This is a genomic window from Rossellomorea aquimaris, from assembly GCF_020172085.1.
Lineage (GTDB): Bacteria > Bacillota > Bacilli > Bacillales > Bacillaceae_B > Rossellomorea > Rossellomorea aquimaris_E.
This window is the reverse complement of the sequence record NZ_JAIVAT010000003.1, coordinates 1,508,374-1,527,302: the sequence shown is the minus strand read 5'-3', so window position 1 is coordinate 1,527,302 and position 18,929 is coordinate 1,508,374. Positions and strand designations below refer to the sequence as shown.

17 protein-coding genes and 1 other annotated feature are annotated in these 18,929 nt (G+C 39.7%); all 17 genes read left to right on the top strand.

The features are described 5' to 3' along the window. Positions 1–139: 139 nt before the first annotated feature. The 17 genes from LCL96_RS08670 to LCL96_RS08590 all read left to right on the top strand — a co-directional run bounded on the left by LCL96_RS08670 (position 140) and on the right by LCL96_RS08590 (position 18,820). The gene (locus LCL96_RS08670) at positions 140–1,285 is read left to right on the top strand and encodes an exonuclease SbcCD subunit D (RefSeq protein WP_224940996.1); all 1,146 of its coding nucleotides are present in this window, start codon (positions 140–142) and stop codon (positions 1,283–1,285) included. Beyond that, positions 1,282–4,416: an AAA family ATPase gene (locus LCL96_RS08665; RefSeq protein ID WP_224940995.1), complete on the top strand. Its 3,135-nt coding sequence runs from the start codon at positions 1,282–1,284 to the stop codon at positions 4,414–4,416. The genes LCL96_RS08670 and LCL96_RS08665 overlap by 4 nt, the downstream gene beginning before the upstream one ends. Positions 4,417–4,541: 125 nt before the next feature. Next, the gene (locus tag LCL96_RS08660; protein ID WP_224940994.1) at positions 4,542–5,621 is read left to right on the top strand and encodes an endospore germination permease; all 1,080 of its coding nucleotides are present in this window, start codon (positions 4,542–4,544) and stop codon (positions 5,619–5,621) included. Between the two features lie 12 nt (positions 5,622–5,633). After that, complete coding sequence (locus tag LCL96_RS08655; RefSeq protein WP_224940993.1) at positions 5,634–7,106, top strand: spore germination protein; 1,473 nt, start codon at positions 5,634–5,636, stop codon at positions 7,104–7,106. Beyond that, entirely contained in the window at positions 7,087–8,244 is a 1,158-nt protein-coding gene (locus tag LCL96_RS08650) for a Ger(x)C family spore germination protein (protein ID WP_224940992.1), read from the top strand. The genes LCL96_RS08655 and LCL96_RS08650 overlap by 20 nt, the downstream gene beginning before the upstream one ends. A 120-nt stretch (positions 8,245–8,364) precedes the next feature. Next, a complete protein-coding gene (locus tag LCL96_RS08645; protein WP_224940991.1) occupies positions 8,365–8,661 on the top strand; it encodes a hypothetical protein in 297 nt (98 codons plus the stop codon). Continuing rightward, positions 8,658–9,479, top strand: a complete 822-nt coding sequence (coaW, locus tag LCL96_RS08640; protein ID WP_224940990.1) for a type II pantothenate kinase — start codon at positions 8,658–8,660, stop codon at positions 9,477–9,479. Before LCL96_RS08645 ends, coaW begins: the two co-directional genes overlap by 4 nt. Before the next feature lie 81 nt (positions 9,480–9,560). Further along, on the top strand, positions 9,561–10,157 hold the full coding sequence (locus LCL96_RS08635; RefSeq protein ID WP_224940989.1) for an SCO family protein: 597 nt from the start codon (positions 9,561–9,563) through the stop codon (positions 10,155–10,157). 113 nt (positions 10,158–10,270) lie between these two features. Then, entirely contained in the window at positions 10,271–10,807 is a 537-nt protein-coding gene (locus LCL96_RS08630) for a GNAT family N-acetyltransferase (RefSeq protein WP_224940988.1), read from the top strand. A gap of 207 nt (positions 10,808–11,014) precedes the next feature. Then, on the top strand, positions 11,015–12,895 hold the full coding sequence (gene selB, locus LCL96_RS08625; RefSeq protein ID WP_224940987.1) for a selenocysteine-specific translation elongation factor: 1,881 nt from the start codon (positions 11,015–11,017) through the stop codon (positions 12,893–12,895). Between the two features lie 105 nt (positions 12,896–13,000). Then, complete coding sequence (locus tag LCL96_RS08620) at positions 13,001–13,558, top strand: VanZ family protein (protein WP_224940986.1); 558 nt, start codon at positions 13,001–13,003, stop codon at positions 13,556–13,558. A 125-nt stretch (positions 13,559–13,683) separates the two neighbouring features. Then, positions 13,684–14,898, top strand: coding sequence for a cardiolipin synthase (gene cls, locus LCL96_RS08615; RefSeq protein WP_224940985.1), 1,215 nt, complete (start codon positions 13,684–13,686; stop codon positions 14,896–14,898). Positions 14,899–15,012: 114 nt separating this feature from the next. Further along, on the top strand, positions 15,013–15,192 hold the full coding sequence (locus LCL96_RS08610; protein WP_224940984.1) for a hypothetical protein: 180 nt from the start codon (positions 15,013–15,015) through the stop codon (positions 15,190–15,192). A 237-nt stretch (positions 15,193–15,429) separates the two neighbouring features. Then, complete coding sequence (locus LCL96_RS08605; RefSeq protein ID WP_224940983.1) at positions 15,430–16,086, top strand: HAD hydrolase-like protein; 657 nt, start codon at positions 15,430–15,432, stop codon at positions 16,084–16,086. A 25-nt stretch (positions 16,087–16,111) separates the two neighbouring features. Continuing rightward, positions 16,112–16,738, top strand: a complete 627-nt coding sequence (locus LCL96_RS08600; protein ID WP_224940982.1) for an NUDIX hydrolase — start codon at positions 16,112–16,114, stop codon at positions 16,736–16,738. Between the two features lie 97 nt (positions 16,739–16,835). Then, positions 16,836–17,462 (top strand): metal-dependent hydrolase, encoded by a 627-nt coding sequence (locus LCL96_RS08595; protein ID WP_224940981.1) that lies wholly within the window; start codon positions 16,836–16,838, stop codon positions 17,460–17,462. Positions 17,463–17,522: 60 nt separating this feature from the next. Next, positions 17,523–17,764: a binding site (T-box leader), on the top strand. 57 nt (positions 17,765–17,821) lie between these two features. Continuing rightward, positions 17,822–18,820: a tryptophan--tRNA ligase gene (locus LCL96_RS08590; RefSeq protein ID WP_224940980.1), complete on the top strand. Its 999-nt coding sequence runs from the start codon at positions 17,822–17,824 to the stop codon at positions 18,818–18,820. Positions 18,821–18,929 lie beyond the last annotated feature (109 nt).

The following is an 18,929-nucleotide window of genomic DNA, read 5'->3' as shown; positions in this document are numbered from 1 at the left end:
TGGAAGAGAGGCCGGCGTTGTTCGGTCTCTTTCTTGCATTATGTACATGAAAAAGAGCAGAATCTTTCATTACACGGGTACCATATGAATTTGATATACTTTAGATGAAAATAGAATGTACGGAGAGGAGTCTTGTGAAGTGAAATTCATTCATACCGCAGACTGGCACCTGGGTAAATTGGTGCATGGCATATATATGACAGAAGATCAACGATACATACTGGAGAGTTTCATAGAATTAATAAAAGACGAACAACCTGATGCAGTCGTCATTGCAGGCGATCTTTATGATCGATCTGTACCTCCTACTGCAGCAGTAGAATTATTGGATGAGGTATTATTCCGTATTAATGTAGAGCTTGATACACCGATCATCGCTGTATCCGGCAACCATGATAGTGCAGAGAGACTGTCATTTGGATCCTCGTGGTATAAACATAGTCATTTTTACTTAAAGGGGAAGATAACATCAGACTTTACGCCCGTCAATATTAAAGGGGTAAACTTCCACTGTGTTCCTTATGCTGAACCGGGTACAGTCAGACAGGTTCTGGAAGAAGACTCGATCAATAGTCATCATACAGCAATGGAAGCTATCGTTAAAAGAATAGAAGAACAGATGAATGCCGATGAGCCTCATGTGTTTGTTGGTCACGCATTCGTACTGGGGGGGAAGACCACTGATTCGGAACGAACACTATCTGTGGGAGGTTCCGGATGCGTGGGTGCTGACGTGTTCCGTCCTTTTCATTACACTGCCCTCGGGCATCTTCACAGTCCCGATGCCATTAAACATGAAACGATAAGGTATTCAGGTTCCCTAATGAAGTATTCGTTCTCTGAAGCTTCTCAGAGGAAATCGGTCACCATAGTAGAAATGGAGGAAGACGGAAGCTTCCAATTACGGGAAAAAGTGCTTCAACCTAAACAGGATATGAGAGAGTTGCAGGGGCTAATGGAAGAGCTTCTCGACCCGACTTTTTATCAGTCTCAAAATGTCGATGATTATCTAAAGATTACGCTACATGACGAAGGTACGTTGATCGATCCTATCAATCAACTGCGACAAGTCTATCCCAATGTCCTTCATTTAGAGAGAAAAAGGGAACTGACAGATGTCAAAAAGAAAAACACGTTCCAAGTGTTAGATGATAAAAGGAAGTCTGAACTGGACTTGTTTAAAGAATTTTATAAAGATATGACGACGGGTGAATTCACCCATGAAAAGGAAGAAGTCGTGCAAAGTGTGATTGAAACAGCTAAAAGGGAGGTCGATCAGGTATGAAGCCTCTTCAATTAATGATGCAGGCGTTTGGGCCTTATGCGGGGAGGGAAATCATTGACTTTCGCGCCCTTGGTAACCGCACCATGTTTGTTATATCAGGGAAAACAGGTTCTGGTAAGACAACAATCTTCGATGGACTCTCTTATGCCATTTACGGGAAAGCAAGTGGAGAGGACCGCAGTCCGACTGAACTAAGAAGTCAATTTGCTCAAAACGATGATCTGACAGAAGTCGAACTTCTATTCAGTTTACGGGGGAAAACGTACCGTATTTGGCGCTCGCCCCAACAGGATAAAAAGAAGTCAAGAGGTGATGGATTCACTACCATTAATGCTCGGTCCGAACTTTATGTATTCGATCATGACGGGAAAGAACAGATTCTTGCTGCCAATGTGCGAGAGGTGGACGAGAAGGTCAAAGAGTTGATTCAGCTGGATGCTAACCAATTCAGACAGATCCTTATGATTCCACAAGGGGAATTCCGGAAGCTTCTTACATCGGATAGTAGAGATAAAGAGCTCATCTTGCAGCGTTTGTTTCATACAGAACTATACAAGACAATCCAGGAAAAATTGAAGATTGAAGCAGATGATTTAAAGAAAGCAGTCGAAACCTCAATTGAAGAACGGACAAGGGAATTGCTCAGAATCCATTTTGATGAAAATGAAGAACTTCAATCTCTATTATTAGAAAATCCGTTGAATGATCATCAAATCCTTCAACTTCTACCCCCGCAAATTGAAAGGATGGAGGGCTATGAAAAAGAACTCCATCAACAATATGAAAGGGTTCAGAATAAAAGAGATGTTCTTCAAAAGGATTTGGCAGAAGCCAAGGGCCTTGTTGAGCAATACGGCCTTCAAGATAAACTAAGGAATCAGAAAGAAGCCCTGTTAGCATTAAAGCCTGAAATGGAATCTATCGATCATGACATTTTATTGGCTCAGCGTGCTGCCCGTTTGGTTCAACAAGACGAGTATTGTCATAAGCTTAATCGAAACCTGAAAGAATTGAAGAGTCAATTTGTTACATTAAGTGAGGAAAACCATGATATTTCTGAAAGGCTTGTGGCTGCCAAGGAAACTTTAACAGAAGAAGCCAAAAAGGAGAATCTTAGGGATGAAGCTTCTAAGCAGGTCACTCGCCTTGAAAACATGGAAAAAGACATTGACTCGTTAGATGCGTTAATGAAAGAAACCATTGAGGTAAAAGAAAGATATGAAAAGCATCAGGAAATGGTCACGAAACAATCCGAACAAATTGCGTTTTTACAGGAAGGCATAAAAACACGGGAGAAGCGCATTGAAGATGGGGAAAAAGCTCATGCAGATTTATTTCAATTGGAAAAAACCTTACAGGAAAAGCTTCTCCTCTTGGACGAAATAAATGAAATGAAAAAGATGGATGGTAGGTTAAGGAATGTCCAAATCCAATATAAAAATAAAAGAGAGCAATACAGGCAACTTCAAGATCATATCAAGGATGCATCTGAAACTCTTGCCTTTTTAGAAGAGAAATGGAATTCAGCACAAGCAGCTTTACTTGCAAGAGGTTTATCAGATGAAGCTCCGTGTCCCGTATGTGGTTCAGAGCATCATCCGAGTCCGGCCGTTGAAGTGGATTCTTTACCTTCAGAAGAAGACCTGAAAGTGGCAAAAGCAAAGCAGAACGAACTGGAACGTGAAGAGAAAGAGCTGAGCTTAGTCATTGCCCAAGAAGAAACGAAAATGGAAAGTATTCAGGAGCAGATTGATGATCTCTTCAAGAAGATAAGTGAAAAGGATATGGACTTGGTTCAGGATGAAATCGATGATAGCATTGTCAAAATGACAAAAGAAATCGATACCTTAAAAAAAGCCATTACTGAAAAGCAAGAAGAAGTGGAAAAGGTAAAAGCTATACGAGAAGAATTAAGAAGGGGAAGAGAAAAACAAGAAGAACTTGAAGGCTCTAAAGAGAAGAATCAGGAAATTCTTCAAGAACTCAATACTTTTTATCACACGAAGAATACGACGCTCGAAAAGGTGAAGGAATCCATTCCTGATGATCTCAGAACAAAAACGCATTTTCTTCAAGTGTTAAATCAAGAGAAGAAACGACTAAAAGAATTAAAGGCATCATTTGAACGTGCTCAAACGCAGTATTATGAGCTGACAAACCTAGACAGTGTAAAGAAAGCTCAAGTCAAGGAGAAAGAAAGCCAAATTGAAAAAGTACAATCCGAGATGAAAACAGAGCGGGAAGCATTCCTAGCGCTTCTCACGGAACAAGGTTTTCCCCATTATAAAGCCTTTCTAGAAGCAAAAAAGTCTGAAACGGAGATCATGGAACTTCAGGAAAAGGTGAAGAAATTCGGAGAAGACCTTCGCTCAGTATCTGATCGACTATTGGATATTGATCAACGATTGAAAGATAAACAAATGCCTGAAATAAAAGGTATCGAAGAAAACATAGATCAGGTTACACAGGAACTGAAGGTCGTAAATGACGATCTTAACAGGGTCAGGACCAATAAAAAGGAAAATAAGCTCATTCTCTCCAGAGTCACAGCCATAAACGAAGGGATAAAACATTTAGAATCACGTTATCAGGTGGTTGGACATTTAGCTGAAATAGCACGTGGTCAGAATGCCAATCGCATTACATTTGAACGTTATGTGCTGGCATCCTTCCTGGAGGATATACTACAGGTGGCCAATGAACGTTTAATTAAAATGACTTCAGGCAGATATCAGTTGATTCGGAAGACTGATCGAAGCAAAGGCAATGTGCAGAGTGGTTTGGAGCTTCTTGTATTTGACCAATACACAGGTCAGGAGAGACATGTCAAAACGTTATCAGGCGGGGAAAGTTTCAAAGCATCCCTTGCATTAGCTCTGGGGCTCGCAGATGTGGTACAGCAATACGCAGGTGGAGTATCCTTAGAAACGATGTTTATAGACGAAGGATTTGGTACTCTCGATCCCGAATCATTGGATCATGCAATTGAAGCATTGATGGACATTCAGAACAGCGGAAGACTGGTAGGTTTGATATCACATGTACCAGAGCTGAAAGAAAGAATAGACGCACGACTTGAGGTCATATCCTCTCAAAGCGGAAGTCGAACGGAATTTCATTTTTTAGCATAGAATAAATGATGAAGAGATCAAGGAGATTATCCTTGATCTTTTTTTATTTCAGAGAATATAGGGATGGTAATCATTGTACTAGGACATAAATAGAAGTAAAACTCGTTATATTGTGGGGAAGTCAAATGAAGAGCTTACGTCCAATCCTAATTCCTAGACTACTTGTATTTTTACTGATTCTTTCAACAGGTTTATTAAATCATGTCATGCTTATTCCTAGCATTTTGAATGCTGCAGGAAGGGATGGCTGGATAAGCATTCTCGTTTCTTATCCAATCCTTTTAATCATGACGCTATTAATTTATTACATAGTAAAAAACTCTCCTAAAGAAGGGTTCTTCCACTTATTAAATAAAAAATGGCCCAGATGGCTTGTATTGTTATTTGCACTTCCACTTTGTTTATTTTTAATATCAAGTGCATATATCACTTTCAATGACTTAATACTATGGTTAAGTGCGTATTTCTTAGCAGATGTACCTTCATTTTTAGTGAAAGGAACTATTTTTATTATCTGCTTTTGTATTAGTTGGGCAGGTATCAAACACATGGCGATAGCGAGCGGCCTTTTATTACCCCTAGTGATGATTTTCGGATTTTTCATTGCCATTACGAATACAAATATGAAAGATCCCAGCCTCCTTTTGCCGATTCTAAGCCATGGATATGAACCAGTCATGAAAGGCATGATATATGTTTTAAGTGGATTATTAGAATTATATTTAATTATTTTGATCCAGCCATATAGTGAAGGTAAAATCAAATTTCATCATTTAATTGTTTTAGGGTTGATCTTTATGGGACTTATTTTTGGCCCATTAACGGCCTCCATTATGGAATTCGGACATGTAGAGGCTGCTTATTTAAGGTACCCAGCTTATGAACAATGGAGGATCCTTGCCATCGGGGAATTCATTACCCATTTAGACTTCTTTGCCCTTTATCAATGGTTATGTGGTGCGCTTATCAGAATTAGCCTATTTATGTTCTTTTTAGCCGCATTTTTCACAAAAAGTAACGGACAATATAGAATTTCGTTAAAAGTTTTAATCCCTTTATTCATTCTTTTATTTGGAATGATATTAATTGAGGTAGAAACCTACAATTTTTATAAATTTTTATATGACATTTTTTTCCCGTTATCCGTATTGCTTTTCTCGGGACAAATTATTATATCTGCCATCATTCTTCGATTCATTAAGTAAAGGATGTTCACTATGATGAAGCTCTCAAAAGAAAAAAAATGTCCGGAAGAAAGAGTGGATACCTTATCCGAATTAAAAAAGCTTTTTTCACGTAGTCAAGATTTAGTTATAAAACCACATCTTTTTAAGGATAAGGAAGTGACACTCGTTTACTTTGATAGCATGGTGGATCGGCACTATCTGGATCAGTATATCCTTTCTAAACTTGAAAATGCTCCAGAAGAATCCTATGTCAACAGATTCTTAAGTGCATTCCAAACGGACGAAATCACAGAGTCTCCTATGGACAAAATTTCCTCTTCATTATTTTTAGGTTATGTTCTTTTTTTTATAGACGATAAAATATTATCGATTCATGCTGGCGATCTTCCAAAACGCGGGCCAGAAGAGTCTTCCCTGGAAACATCCATACGTGGACCAAAAGATGGTTTTGTTGAAGATTTAAATACGAATATTTCACTCGTTAGAAGGCGGCTGTTTACTCCTTCTCTCTGTGTGGAGAAATATAAAATAGGCTCAAGAGCCAATACAGATATTGCCATTATGTATCTGGATGATGTCATAGACCAATCAATTTTAACAGAACTATATGCCAGATTGGAAAAAATTGATATTGATGTGGTAACGGGAAATCATCAAGTGGAGTCCCTATTAGATGATAACCCATATTCGGTCTTTACTAGCTTTGATTATACGGGAAGACCAGATTTCATCGTCGACTCATTAACTCAAGGGAGGTTTGCTCTGATTGTCGATGGATTTCCTACTGTTTCAATAGCTCCGGTCAATTTATTATTACAAACGAAATCTCCAGAAGACGCAAGCATTAATTATGTGTATATTACCCTGGAACGGATCATCAGGTTGACCGGGCTATTAATTTCAGCGTTCTTACCCGGTTTATGGGTCGCTCTCTCATCGTACAATATTGAACAAATTCCTTTTCTCCTCGTTGCTACTATTTCAGTTTCCAGATTTGGTTTGCCTCTATCTGCTCCTGTTGAAATGTTCATCGTTTTATTCTTATTCGAATTCTTCAATGAAGCAGGTATTCGCCTTCCACGGGCTATTGGTCAAACCGTCTCTGTCCTGGGGGGACTTATCGTAGGAGATGCAGCAATTCGTGCAGGATTGACATCTCCAACGATGCTTGTCATCGGTGCCATAACCTATATTTCTTCCTTCACTCTCGTCAATCAATCTTTAAAAAATGCCACGACCATTGTAAGGTTCGTCGTATTACTTGTAAGCACATTTTTTGGGCTGTTTGGAGTTATCATGATATTCATATTAGTCCAGGTGTATATGGCTACCATAACTTCTTTCGGCATACCATACTCGAATATGGGTGTTATGAGCTTTAAAGAAACGATGCGATCTCTATTCAGATTACCAATCCAATTCTACAATCAACGCACCAATACGACTAACCCTAATGATAAAACAAGGAAAGGACAAACCCAGCATGAACAAAAAGATGAGTAAGATAACCATCATACTGTTTGTCATGGTTTTGACTGGTTGTACTGGATCAAAAAACATACAGGATTTAACCTATATTGTCTCGATTGGATTAGATTATGATGAAGAGAAGGATGAGTATACAGCATATGTTCAGGGATTGAATTTTGCCAATGTTGCGAAACAGGAAGGGGCAAGGCCAACAGAACCAATCCCAACATATATAGGATCTGCTAAAGGTAAGACGTTAAATATGGCTGTGAGTAAATTGTATAAATTATCAAGACCTCCATTATTTTTTGGTCATACGGAAACACTTGTATTGTCAAGGAACCTCATACAATATAAATTCAAAGAAGTATTAGAAGACGTGGGAAGGAACCGTTCTTTACGGCCAAGTTTAGAATTGTTTACGACAGATATGAACATGGAAGAGGTTTTTAGTGTCAAAGGATTATTTGATTACCCACCCGTATATACTGTTCTTCTAACTGAAGAACATTCAGAATATATACAAAACGATGTTGAATCAACAAGCTTGATGCATTTTTTAAGAACCTATTATGAACCGATGGGAACAGCATTGATTCCGAACGTTCGAATTGATGACCATTCCTGGACTGCGAAAGAAAAGATTCCTGCCCTCTATTTAGATGGATATAGTGTTTTTCAAAATGCTACTTTAAAAGGGAAAATCTCAGAGAAAGATTCAATGATTGTAGATTGGTTACTAAATAAGAAAAACGCATATAATTACCCTCTCTATAAAGGGGACGAACTTCTGTCAACCTTTAAATTATCTGCATCAAAGCCTAAGGTGAAATATAATAAAGAAGAATTCGGTTTTCCGAAATTCACAGTAGAAATTGGGGTAGAGGCAGAATTGTTAGAGAAGATTAGGGATGTTCCATATAAGGAATTACAATCGACTCTCCAACAATCACTAGAAGATAAAATAGAGAAAGTATACAACAAAGGCCTTCAGGAGCAGATGGATTTACTGAATGTCGGTGAGAAGTGGTTTAGACTCCACCCAAAAGAATTCAATGAGCTGGAAAAGAAAAACGCGTTTTATCTAACCGAAAATTCATTAGAGCAACTAAAGGTAAAGGTGAAAATCATACATTTTAATGCATATCGTTATAATAAAAAGCAGTATTGATAATCAGAAAGTAAGATGGAGGAAACACCAGTAATGGATGTTTTTTCTAATATATCTTTCATTTTTAAGTGATATTGCATAACATAAAGTTAGTAAAGAAAAAGGGAGGGGGCGCACACTATGAAAATAAGCATTTATTTATTGTTATTGGCAATTTCAGCAGTAGTGGCAATCGGTTGGAGCTGGAAAAGACTTCTTGACTTTAATACATATAAAAAACCCTTCTTAGAAGGAGTGGCGGTTCAGTTCGTTTTCTTGCTCTTTGCATCTGTCTGGTGGCTCATTACAGAGGATACTTCTGACGGGGTGATGGGTGTATTCTATTATTTTCTTGCATTCCTTACGATCATGGTTGTTCATGGGTTTACCCTTCACTATTTGTTTTCTAAGAAAAAGATGCAGGAGCGGGAAGAATGAATGTCATAGGTATCGATGCGGGAGGGACATTAACCAAAATCGTATATGAAGAAAAAGGAAGACGCCATTTTAAAACATTCTACAGTGATGACCATATTGAAATACAGAAATGCCTCAAGTTCCTCGCCCCGAATCATTTCCTTTACCTGACTGGGGGGAAGGCGGAGAACTGGAGGAAATCGTTCCCTCGTGCACATATCGTGGACGAGTTTCAGGCGGTATATAAAGGGACCGAGATGCTCCTGAAAAAGGAAAGACAAGAGCTGAAACAATATATTCTCATCAATATCGGAACAGGCACATCCTTCTTTAGGGTTGATGAGAAAGGATGTGAGAGGCTGCTTGGCAGTGGTTTAGGCGGAGGTACTATTTTAGGGCTGGGATCCATCCTGACGGGATTATCTGACTATTTCAATCTTGTTTCGTTATCTACAAAGGGTAAAAGAGAAAAGGTCGATCTTCTGGTTGGTGACATTTATGAAAAAGGAGATTCCCCCATTCCTGATCATCTGACCGCATCTAATTTCGGTAAAGGAACGATGTCTCTAGAAAAAGCAGACTTAATGAGAGCCTTGACGAATATGATAGCGGAAACCATCATCCTTCTGGCATCACATGCGGCAAAACAGTACCAAATGAATACTTTCGTTTTTGTTGGGAGCGCATTGGAAGCAAACACAGCTTTTAAAGAGGACCTAACACAATTTCAAGATATGCTTTCCTATACCGCTGTATTTCCCGATATGGGCTCATACGCAGGTAGCCTGGGGGCTTATCAGATAGGAATGGAGGGACAGGATTCACAAAATAGACAATGAATCTTGCCTGTGGCAATTGTTTTTTCAGCTCCTTTTTACTAACATAGAGTGGTAGATAGATAATATCGGAGGAGATAATAGATGTCCAAAACCAAAACATTCATTGTGGTGATGACCATCATCGGGATTCTCCTTGCAGGTTGCAGCAATAGTGACTTTCAAGCGGAGACAAATTATAAAGTGAAAGATTTTTCCTATACGAACCAGAATGATAAACAAGTCAGTTTAAATGATTTAAAAGGTCAGGTATGGATTGCGGATTTCATATTTACAAGCTGCGAAACGGTATGCCCTCCAATGACATACAACTTAACAAAGTTACAGACAAAGCTTAAAGAAGAAGGTGTAAAGGATTATAAGATTGTTTCCTTCAGTGTTGATCCTGAAACAGACACACCGGACGCATTGCGTGAGTACATATCCAACTTTGAAGCAGACACCAGTAAATGGGACCTCCTTACAGGCTACAAGTTCGAAGAAGTAAAAGACTTAGCAGAACACTCCTTCCGGTCCATTGTAGCGGACGATCCCAATTCCGATCAGATGATTCATGGCACCAGCTTTTATCTAGTAAACCAGGAAGGCACCGTGGTGAAAACGTATAGTGGTAATAGTGATGTTCCTTATGATGAAATTGCTCTAGATATGAAAACATTAATTAAAGAGGGATCCAAGTAAATTGCTTAGGAGAATCACTTATTAATAAGTGATTCTCTTTTTTATATGATTCCCCATTCCAATATTAGGATGATAACGACTATAATAATAAAAAGGATAGGGGGATTGTTATAATGATGAAGATACGTCCAATAGAAGTGAAAGATGCTGAAAGAGTAGTGGAAATCATGCGCCAAAAAGCGGTTCTGCCTAATATTATTGCTTTGCCGAGTTTACGAACAGATAAATTTGAGGAGCGATTAAAGAACCCATCTCCTAATCAGCATGACTTTGTAGCAGAAGTGGATGGCTTAGTAGTGGGTCTTTGCGGGTTAAATCAAGGGAGCGGAAGGCGTGCACATACTGGAAGTTTATTCGTCTTTATCGATGAACATTATCATGGGAGAGGGATCGGTACGGGACTCATCCAAAACGCAATTGACTTGGCGGATAATTGGTTAAGAATCGAGCGGATTGAATTGACCGTCATCGATGTCAACACAAAGGCGAAAACGTTATATGAGAGATTAGGTTTCAAGAATGAAGGGTTTAAGTGTGGCTCCATTGTTCAAAACGGGCGCTTAGCCGGGGAATATTGCATGGCAAGGTTTCGCCCGGGCGGGTCGATTGAGAAGGAAAATGATAAAATGAAAGAATCTCAAACTAACTGATAGGATAGAAGGTGAAACCTTATTCGAAATTCAAAAGGAATGCTGATATTTGATGTATTCATCACTCTTTTCATTCTCATATGGGTGGTGAAATCCTTCTCTGATGGTGATGTGTGGAGAGGATTGCTATTTGGGGCTTGCTTTGTGGTAATGGCAGGAGTTCTGATCAAAAGGTTTATAAAGAAAGGATAGAAAAGAGGTGTGGGGATGGCTAAGAGATATTATACGATTGGGATGGCTGGACATATCGATCATGGAAAGACAACCCTTACAAAAGCTCTTACGTCTGTTGATACCGACCGTCTTAAAGAAGAAAAAGAGCGAAGTATCTCTATCGAACCCGGATATGCCCCCTTCTATATGGATGATCATCTTGAAGTCTCCGTAGTTGATGTTCCTGGTCATGAGCGTTTTATTAGACAAATGATTGCGGGTGTGGCAGGGATTGATCTGGTCTTGCTGGTTGTCGCTGCAGATGAGGGTGTGATGCCTCAAACGAAGGAGCATCTCGATATACTGTCTCTACTGGGTGTTAAGCAGGGAATTATAGTGTTGTCGAAGATTTCTAAAATTGATGAAGAAATAAGAGAGTTGGCACTTGAAGAGATAATGGAAGAATTGATTGGAACCGTTTTTGAAGGTTCACCCGTTCTTTTGGTGGACAGTTTGACGGGAGAAGGAGTGGGTGAGCTTAGAGAAACCATCATTTCTGTTATAAGGGACTTGCCTTCAAGGAATATTTCCGGTGAATTTCGATTACCTGTCGATCAGGCCTTTACAATAAAAGGGCAGGGAACAGTGGTAAGGGGAACTATTTATGAAGGCAGTTTGGTAACGGGTCAGGAATTGGTGATCTTACCAATGGGTATACATACAAAAGCTAAACAAATCCAGGTCCACCATCATAGGGCTGAAAAGGGATATGCTGGTCAACGTGCCGCCGTCAATCTTTCCGGTGTGGACTATAAAGAGCTCAAACGGGGAAATGTACTTGTGGCCACCCCTCATCTTTATGTGACGGACACCATTGATGTATGCTTGAACATATTAAATCATGTCAGGCAAATAAAGCAGAGAATGCCCATTATGGTTCATGCTGGTACTTCAGAGGTTATGGGCAAGCTTGTTTTCTTTGATCGAAATAGTGTAAATGGCAACACAAACCCTGGTAGCATCCTTTGTCAGATTCGCCTGGATGAATACATTATGGTTAAAAGGGGAGACCGATTTATCATTAGGAGGCCTTCCCCGGTTGAAACCATCGGTGGAGGATGGGTTCTTCAGCCAAAGGGTGGTAAATATCGTTTTGGAGAAGAGACGATAGCCCTTCTTCAATCCGAAATGGATGGGAATCCAAGAGATCGGGTATTAAATGTTCTGAACCGACATAAATCTGCAGAGAGGGATTCTCTAATGAAAGAAGCATCCCTGTCAGAAAGTAGTATGAGAGAATTTCTCCAAGAACAGGATTGGGTCGTCCTTTCCGATTCCACAGTCACTCATAGAACGATTGTGAACGAGTGCCGTCATGAGATTGAATCGGTCCTCTTGAAGTTTCATCAAGATTCCCCGTTATTAAAGGGACTCAATATCGGGGAATTAAAGCAACATTTAAAAGAATATCCAGGTCCACTGATTGATCATGCATTGGAAAAAGGAAAGTGGAAACAAGAAGGTGGACGTCTTCATTTAGAAGGTTTTTCTCCTCAATTACCCATTGAATGGGAGAAACGATGCAGTCAGCTCCTTTCAATGATGGAAAATGACGGAACCAAGGTAAAAGACATGGAAGAGTATTTCAAACAGATGGGGATACCGGAAAAATGGCGTTCGGACTTTTATCATTTTTTCGTGCAGGAGAAGAAAATCGTCCCACTGGATGATCGGAAAGCTTATTCAATCCGAGTATTTAACGAGGCTGTAGTACGATTAAAAAGACACACCAAAGATACCTTTCACATAAGTGAAGCCAAAGAAGTGTTGGACTTATCCAGAAAGTATATGATACCTTTTTTGGAGAAGCTTGATAAAGAAGGATTGACGATTCGTATAGAAGATAAGCGTAAATGGGTTCGCACTGAGGTTTAAGGGGTCGGGAAAAACATTGAAACATCGTAATTTTATTGAAAAGGAATTAAAATGAAAAATGGCTGCTAAGTGTTTTGTAACAAATAGGAAAGTAGGCTCTTGTTTATGAATGAATTATGGAGCGCATTTGGATGGGTTCTCCCAATCATTTTCATTGTGACGGTTTCCCTTATCTTTGCGGTCTCCTTTTGGAAGAAAAGAAAAGGGAAAGGCAGATGGATGAACCTGCTCCCGATCTTATTTACGTGCATTTCAATCGGGGGCATCTGTTTGATTACCCTGACTCCAGTGACTGGAGAACATGTGAGTGAAGGGGCTGTGAACTTCGATCCTTTCTCCAATCTGAAAATAAATTTAATTTATCGAAAGCATCTGGATGTCCCAATCAGGAATCTCCTCGCCAATATATTGTTGTTTATCCCCTTCTCTTTTTTTCTGTCATGGTGGATGAGGCATTCAAAACAACTGATCATCATGGTCACATTTTTAGGCGGACTATTATCGTTCGGTATAGAACTGGCCCAATATTATCTGCCTTTGGGGAGAGCGACGGATATTGATGATTGGATCATGAATACGCTGGGAGCCTTTATCGGTGGTGTAGTTTTTGCCTTCGCTCGAACGATCTATACCTTATTAAAAATCAATAAAATAATCCGGTGAAAGCGTCGACTTTATGTCGACGCTTTCTTTGAATTCATTCTTCATTTCACCTCAAACTTTCATTGTGTATGTATAGTCCTTTCCCTTAAACAAAAGCTAACAAAAAGTAGGAAGGGGGAGTTCACGTGTTACTAAAATGGTTGAAATGGATGATGATCTTTGCGGGATTCTTCACCGTATTATTTCTTGTGATGCATTGGGATGTGAAACATGGTGCGAAAAGCTATACGAGAACTCATCCTATGACAGAGACCCTTTCACACAACGCTACGATTGATATTTATAATACAGGCAAAAGCTTTTATGAAGATCTCTTTAAAGACATTGAGAACGCAAAAGGACACATCTGGATCCATTTTTTTATCATCCGAGATGATAAGGTATCCAATGAGTTTTTTGATCTATTGATTGAAAAGGCTAGAAAAGGAGTTGACGTGCGTCTATCGGTCGATTTTTTAGGGTCAGATATAGAAAAAGATACTATCCATAAAATGGAGAAGGGTGGAGTTGAAATCGTGAAAAGCAGGTCCATCTCCATGAAGAATGCGTTTTATTCCCTTCACCATCGGAACCATCGCAGGCTTATCTCTATAGACGAGGATATAGCTTATATTGGAGGCTTCAATATGGGTGATGAGTATCTAGGAAAAGATCCAAAGTTTGGGTACTGGAGGGATTACCATATCCGGTTGAGTGGAAATGCAGGAAGTGAAGTATATCAGCAGTTTAAAAGGGATTGGTTAGAGGACGGTGGTAGCAGCATAAAAAGTATTCAGCTGCACTATTCTTCAGAAGAAAACAATGAAGGGAATGTTCATTTCATTTTCTCTACTGGTGAAACTCTTGTTAATAAAACCATCGATTGGATCAATGAAGCAAAAGAGAGCGTGACGATCACTACCCCATATTTTATCCCGAACAAAAATCTTGTTACTGCATTGAAAAGAGCTGTGAAGAGAGGTGTCGAGGTGAATATCCTTGTACCTGATGATACGGATGCCTGGTTCACAAAGCCTCCCAGCTACCAGATAGAAAAAGACCTTTTAGAAAAAGGCGTGAATCTTTACTTGTATCAGAAAGGTTTTTTCCATGGGAAGATCATTGTTGTTGATCATGCATGGGCAGACGTAGGTACAGCCAACTGGGACCCCCGCAGCTTCTACTTGAATGATGAGAGCAATTGTATTATTCGGGATGAAGCGGCTGCCAGGAAGTTGGAATCCTTTATCGAGAAGGATATGAAAGATAGTGAAAAGCTTACGGAAAAAGCGTTTGAGGAAATACCAGTATGGGAGAAAGCATTGCAAAGAACTCCAAAATGGCTTTATTATTATTTTTAATAACCTGTTGAGTAGTGGGTCACGGATGATAAAATTTCTGTTGAATAAGAAAATATGGTAAAGTGTTCTCATATAGTGGATATATAAACATTTTACTGAGGAAAGGGATTGTCCATGAGCGAGCTCTTGTTTATAGCTTTGTTTGTTCTTTCGGTAATGTCCTTTACGTTTTTTAATGTATCGAAGAAGAAACGTGTTTCAAAGTATCACAGGTCGGTAGCAGTCACGATTGTGATCTTCTCTGTAATCGGCATGATGTTGACGGTCCTTTTTTACCTGCCCAACGCATCTTGAAGTCCACAGGATAACATTGAAAGCGAAAGACACAAGAGAGGGGGTCTCAAGTGTCTTTTTTTTATGAATAAAAGCTAATATGTACAAATGAAGACATCCTCTATAAATTAGTTGCATCAAAATGGGTGTGAATTTGATATGATAAGAGCTGGATTTATTCCAACCAATTGGAAGATATAAACGGAATCAGCAAAGAAACGAGACTGATCGTGCTATTGGCAATAAAGGAGAATACAGATGAAAGCTGCAATGATATTTGATATGGATGGGACGATATTTCAAACAAATCGTATACTGGAAGCTTCCCTTCATGATACCTTCGAAATACTTAGAGAAGAGGGAAAGTGGAAGGATGAAACTCCGATTGAGGCATACCGGGAAATTATGGGGGTACCCCTTTCGGTTGTGTGGGAAACCCTTTTACCTGACCATCCCAATGACGTTCATGGAAACGTGAATAAAGTATTTCAAGATAAACTGATTCATAACATCCAGGGTGGTAAGGGAGCCCTATATCCCCATACAGAGGCTCTGCTTTCCTATTTGAAAGAAAGGGGATATCCAATCTTTGTGGCAAGTAACGGCTATCCTCATTATTTACATGCGATTGTGGAGTATTACTCATTGGATCGATGGGTCACATCTATTTACAGCATACAGGAAATTGAGTCTGATGATAAAGGCGATTTGATAAAAAAAGTGAAAGAGGATCATCAACTCACTCACGGTGTCGTAATAGGGGATAGAGCGTCGGATTTTAAGGGTGCTGCAGTGAATCACTTCCTTTCGATCGGCTGTGCTTTTGATTTTTCCCAGGAAGAAGAGTTACTTGAAGCCGATATAGTGATCAGGGATTTGTTGGAGATTAGAGACTATTTGGAAGAAGTTAAATGAATTCGGTGGAAAAAGGGGGAGTTCAATGGAGAGCGAAAAACTGGCCGTATTGAATGAATTTGGAGACAGGCTTGGAGTTGCAAGCCGTTCAGAGGTACATGAAATGGGGTATTGGCATGAAACCTTTCACTGCTGGCTGGCACATCGTGTCGAAAACAGTCAGGAGATCTATATCTATTTTCAATTAAGAAGTGATGATAAAAAAGATTTTCCAAGTTTATTGGATATAACGGCCGCCGGACATATTTTGTATGATGAGAAGATTGAAGACGGGGTGAGGGAAGTTCATGAAGAGCTGGGGATTACCGTTACGTTTGAAGAGTTACAGCCACTGGGAATCGTAAAGGGGGAACTGGTTCAGGAGGCTATGATTGACAGGGAGTTTACACATGTTTTTCTCTATTCAGAACAAGTAGCTTATGATGAATTTGAGCTGGATCCAGATGAAGTTTCAGGTATTTTTCGTTCAACCCTTGCAGATTTTAAGGCGCTCGTAACGCATGAGAAAAAAGAGATGGATATAGAGGGCTTCATAGTTCATTCTTCAGGTGATAGAGAATGTATTCAGAAAAAGGCGGAATACAGGCATTTTGTTCCTCACGAAAGGTCCTATCTCCTTGATATCATTGAACGCATATCAACACATGTATAAGAAAGTAATGCATCCTTCCCATAGTCATTTTGCATAACAAAAGCTATCATTATAAGTTGGAACATACATAGACAATTATTAGAGTAGGGGGACACAATTGAACGGTACGTCACATATGGCAATTGGAGCAGCAACAGGATTTATTGTGGCCAACTCATTTGAGTCAGGTCCAGCGATAACCACAACACTAGTAGCAATAGGCGGGGTGTCCGGACTCATGCCTGACATGGATATCGACGGAAAGCTCAGTAATAAGGTTACTTTTTCACCTAAAATGATCAGAGCGGTCGCTCAGATCATTGGATTTCTAATGATGGTATACAGCTACCTTGAAGGAATAGGAAATGAAAGATGGTTAGGGATCGGGTATGGAGCAGGTTTGATGGTCCTCTCGAGCTTCATTACTCAGAGAAGGATGCTCATGATTACAGGAATCGGTGTAATAGCCTGCGGTTGGCAATTGAATGAAACATGGTTATGGTTATTGGGGACTTATATTTTCATTGCCTCATTTGTTCCACATCGGAGTTATACCCACTCGATTCTGGGAATCGTATTCTATGGGGTGATTGCACAATATCTGGAAGAGTCATTGATGATTGAAGGCGTCTTCGAAGCGTGTATCATAGGATATATCAGTCATCTTATTGCTGATATGAAATTCCTTCCCTTTAATAAGAAAGGCATCAAGCTGTTCCTTCCTTTTTCGTCAAAAGAATTCTAACATATGTTTACAGCCTATTGACCATTATTTACCTATGTATTAAAATGATGGAAAATATATTGTAATGCGATGATGAAGAAGAGTAGGCGATCGAAACATTTTAGAGAACTGATGGTTGGTGAGAATCAGTATGCTGACGTCGTTGAATGGGCTTATGAGCATCCATGCTGAAATAAAGTAGGTAATGGCGGAGTGTCTCACCGGTAAAAGAGGCGATGTATCGGAGGAAGCTCTGGTACAGATAAGTGCGTTTACACATTGTAAGCGAATGAAGGTGGCACCACGGGTTTCCCGTCCTTTTACAGGGTATGGGGAGCCCTTTTTGTGTTCATTTATTAACTTTAGCGGGGGGATCAGTGGTGAGTAAACAAGTTTTGACAGGGATTAAACCAACAGGTCACATTCATTTAGGAAATTATGTTGGTGCGATTAAACCGGCATTGAGATTAGCAGAAATTGAATCCTACAACGTAGCTTATTTTGTTGCGGATTACCATGGTCTAACGAAAATTCATAATCAAGCTGAAATGAAAGAACTCTCATATGGAGTGGCGGCAGCGTGGCTTGCATTAGGTTTGGATCCTGATCGAGCGGTCTTTTATCGCCAATCTGATGTACCTGAAATCTTCGAATTAAGCTGGATCCTCGCTTGCTTTGCTCCTAAGGGCTTAATGAACCGTGCCCATGCATATAAATCGATGGTCGATGATAATCAAAAGGGTGGAAGAGAAATAGACAATGGAGTCAATATGGGTATGTTCACCTATCCAATATTGATGGCCGCGGACATTCTCCTATTCCGGACGGAACTGGTTCCGGTTGGGAAGGATCAAATTCAACATGTGGAAATAGCAAGGGACATAGCTGAAACCTTTAATAAAATATACGGGGAGACCTTTGTCCTTCCCGAGTATGTCATACAGGAAGAAACATCCGTTCTTCCGGGATTTGATGGACGCAAGATGAGTAAAAGCTATAACAATACAATCCCATTGTTTGAAGAACCGAAAAAACTTCAAAAACTGATCAATAAGATCAAGACAGATTCTTCTCTCCCTGAGGAGCCTAAGGATCCCGAAACATCTGTCATATTCTCACTTTATCAAGAATTTGCAACAGTTGATCAAGTTGAGAAGATGAAAGTGAGGTTCAAAGAAGGGATCGGATGGGGAGAAGCGAAGAAAGAGCTCTTTCAAGTCATGAATTCATTTATTGAAAAACCCCGCTCAAAATATGAAGAACTGATGGCCAATCCACACGTGCTGGATACCATACTAAATGCAGGCGCGAAAAAAGCCCGTGAAACCACGATTCCGTTCCTGAGGGAAATTAAGAAGAAAATGGGAATTTATCATTGAATCTCCACTGAGAAGTAGGAATGGGTGCGTTATTTTTTCAGATAATTCTTAATTGTTATTGACATTTCATCGTCATTGTTATAAGTTATGGGAAAGTTATTTTCCACAA

Bases quoted from the DNA above. Each gene is read 5' to 3' on its own strand.
- LCL96_RS08605 (WP_224940983.1), top strand. From the start codon at position 15,430: ATGAAAGCTGCAATGATATTTGATATGGATGGGACGATATTTCAAACA.
- LCL96_RS08655 (WP_224940993.1), top strand. From the start codon at position 5,634: ATGATGAAGCTCTCAAAAGAAAAAAAATGTCCGGAAGAAAGAGTGGAT.
- LCL96_RS08635 (WP_224940989.1), top strand. From the start codon at position 9,561: ATGTCCAAAACCAAAACATTCATTGTGGTGATGACCATCATCGGGATT.
- LCL96_RS08645 (WP_224940991.1), top strand. From the start codon at position 8,365: ATGAAAATAAGCATTTATTTATTGTTATTGGCAATTTCAGCAGTAGTG.
- LCL96_RS08650 (WP_224940992.1), top strand. From the start codon at position 7,087: ATGAACAAAAAGATGAGTAAGATAACCATCATACTGTTTGTCATGGTT.
- LCL96_RS08610 (WP_224940984.1), top strand. From the start codon at position 15,013: ATGAGCGAGCTCTTGTTTATAGCTTTGTTTGTTCTTTCGGTAATGTCC.
- LCL96_RS08630 (WP_224940988.1), top strand. From the start codon at position 10,271: ATGATGAAGATACGTCCAATAGAAGTGAAAGATGCTGAAAGAGTAGTG.
- LCL96_RS08600 (WP_224940982.1), top strand. From the start codon at position 16,112: ATGGAGAGCGAAAAACTGGCCGTATTGAATGAATTTGGAGACAGGCTT.
- LCL96_RS08665 (WP_224940995.1), top strand. From the start codon at position 1,282: ATGAAGCCTCTTCAATTAATGATGCAGGCGTTTGGGCCTTATGCGGGG.
- selB (WP_224940987.1), top strand. From the start codon at position 11,015: ATGGCTAAGAGATATTATACGATTGGGATGGCTGGACATATCGATCAT.
- coaW (WP_224940990.1), top strand. From the start codon at position 8,658: ATGAATGTCATAGGTATCGATGCGGGAGGGACATTAACCAAAATCGTA.
- LCL96_RS08660 (WP_224940994.1), top strand. From the start codon at position 4,542: ATGAAGAGCTTACGTCCAATCCTAATTCCTAGACTACTTGTATTTTTA.
- LCL96_RS08620 (WP_224940986.1), top strand. From the start codon at position 13,001: ATGAATGAATTATGGAGCGCATTTGGATGGGTTCTCCCAATCATTTTC.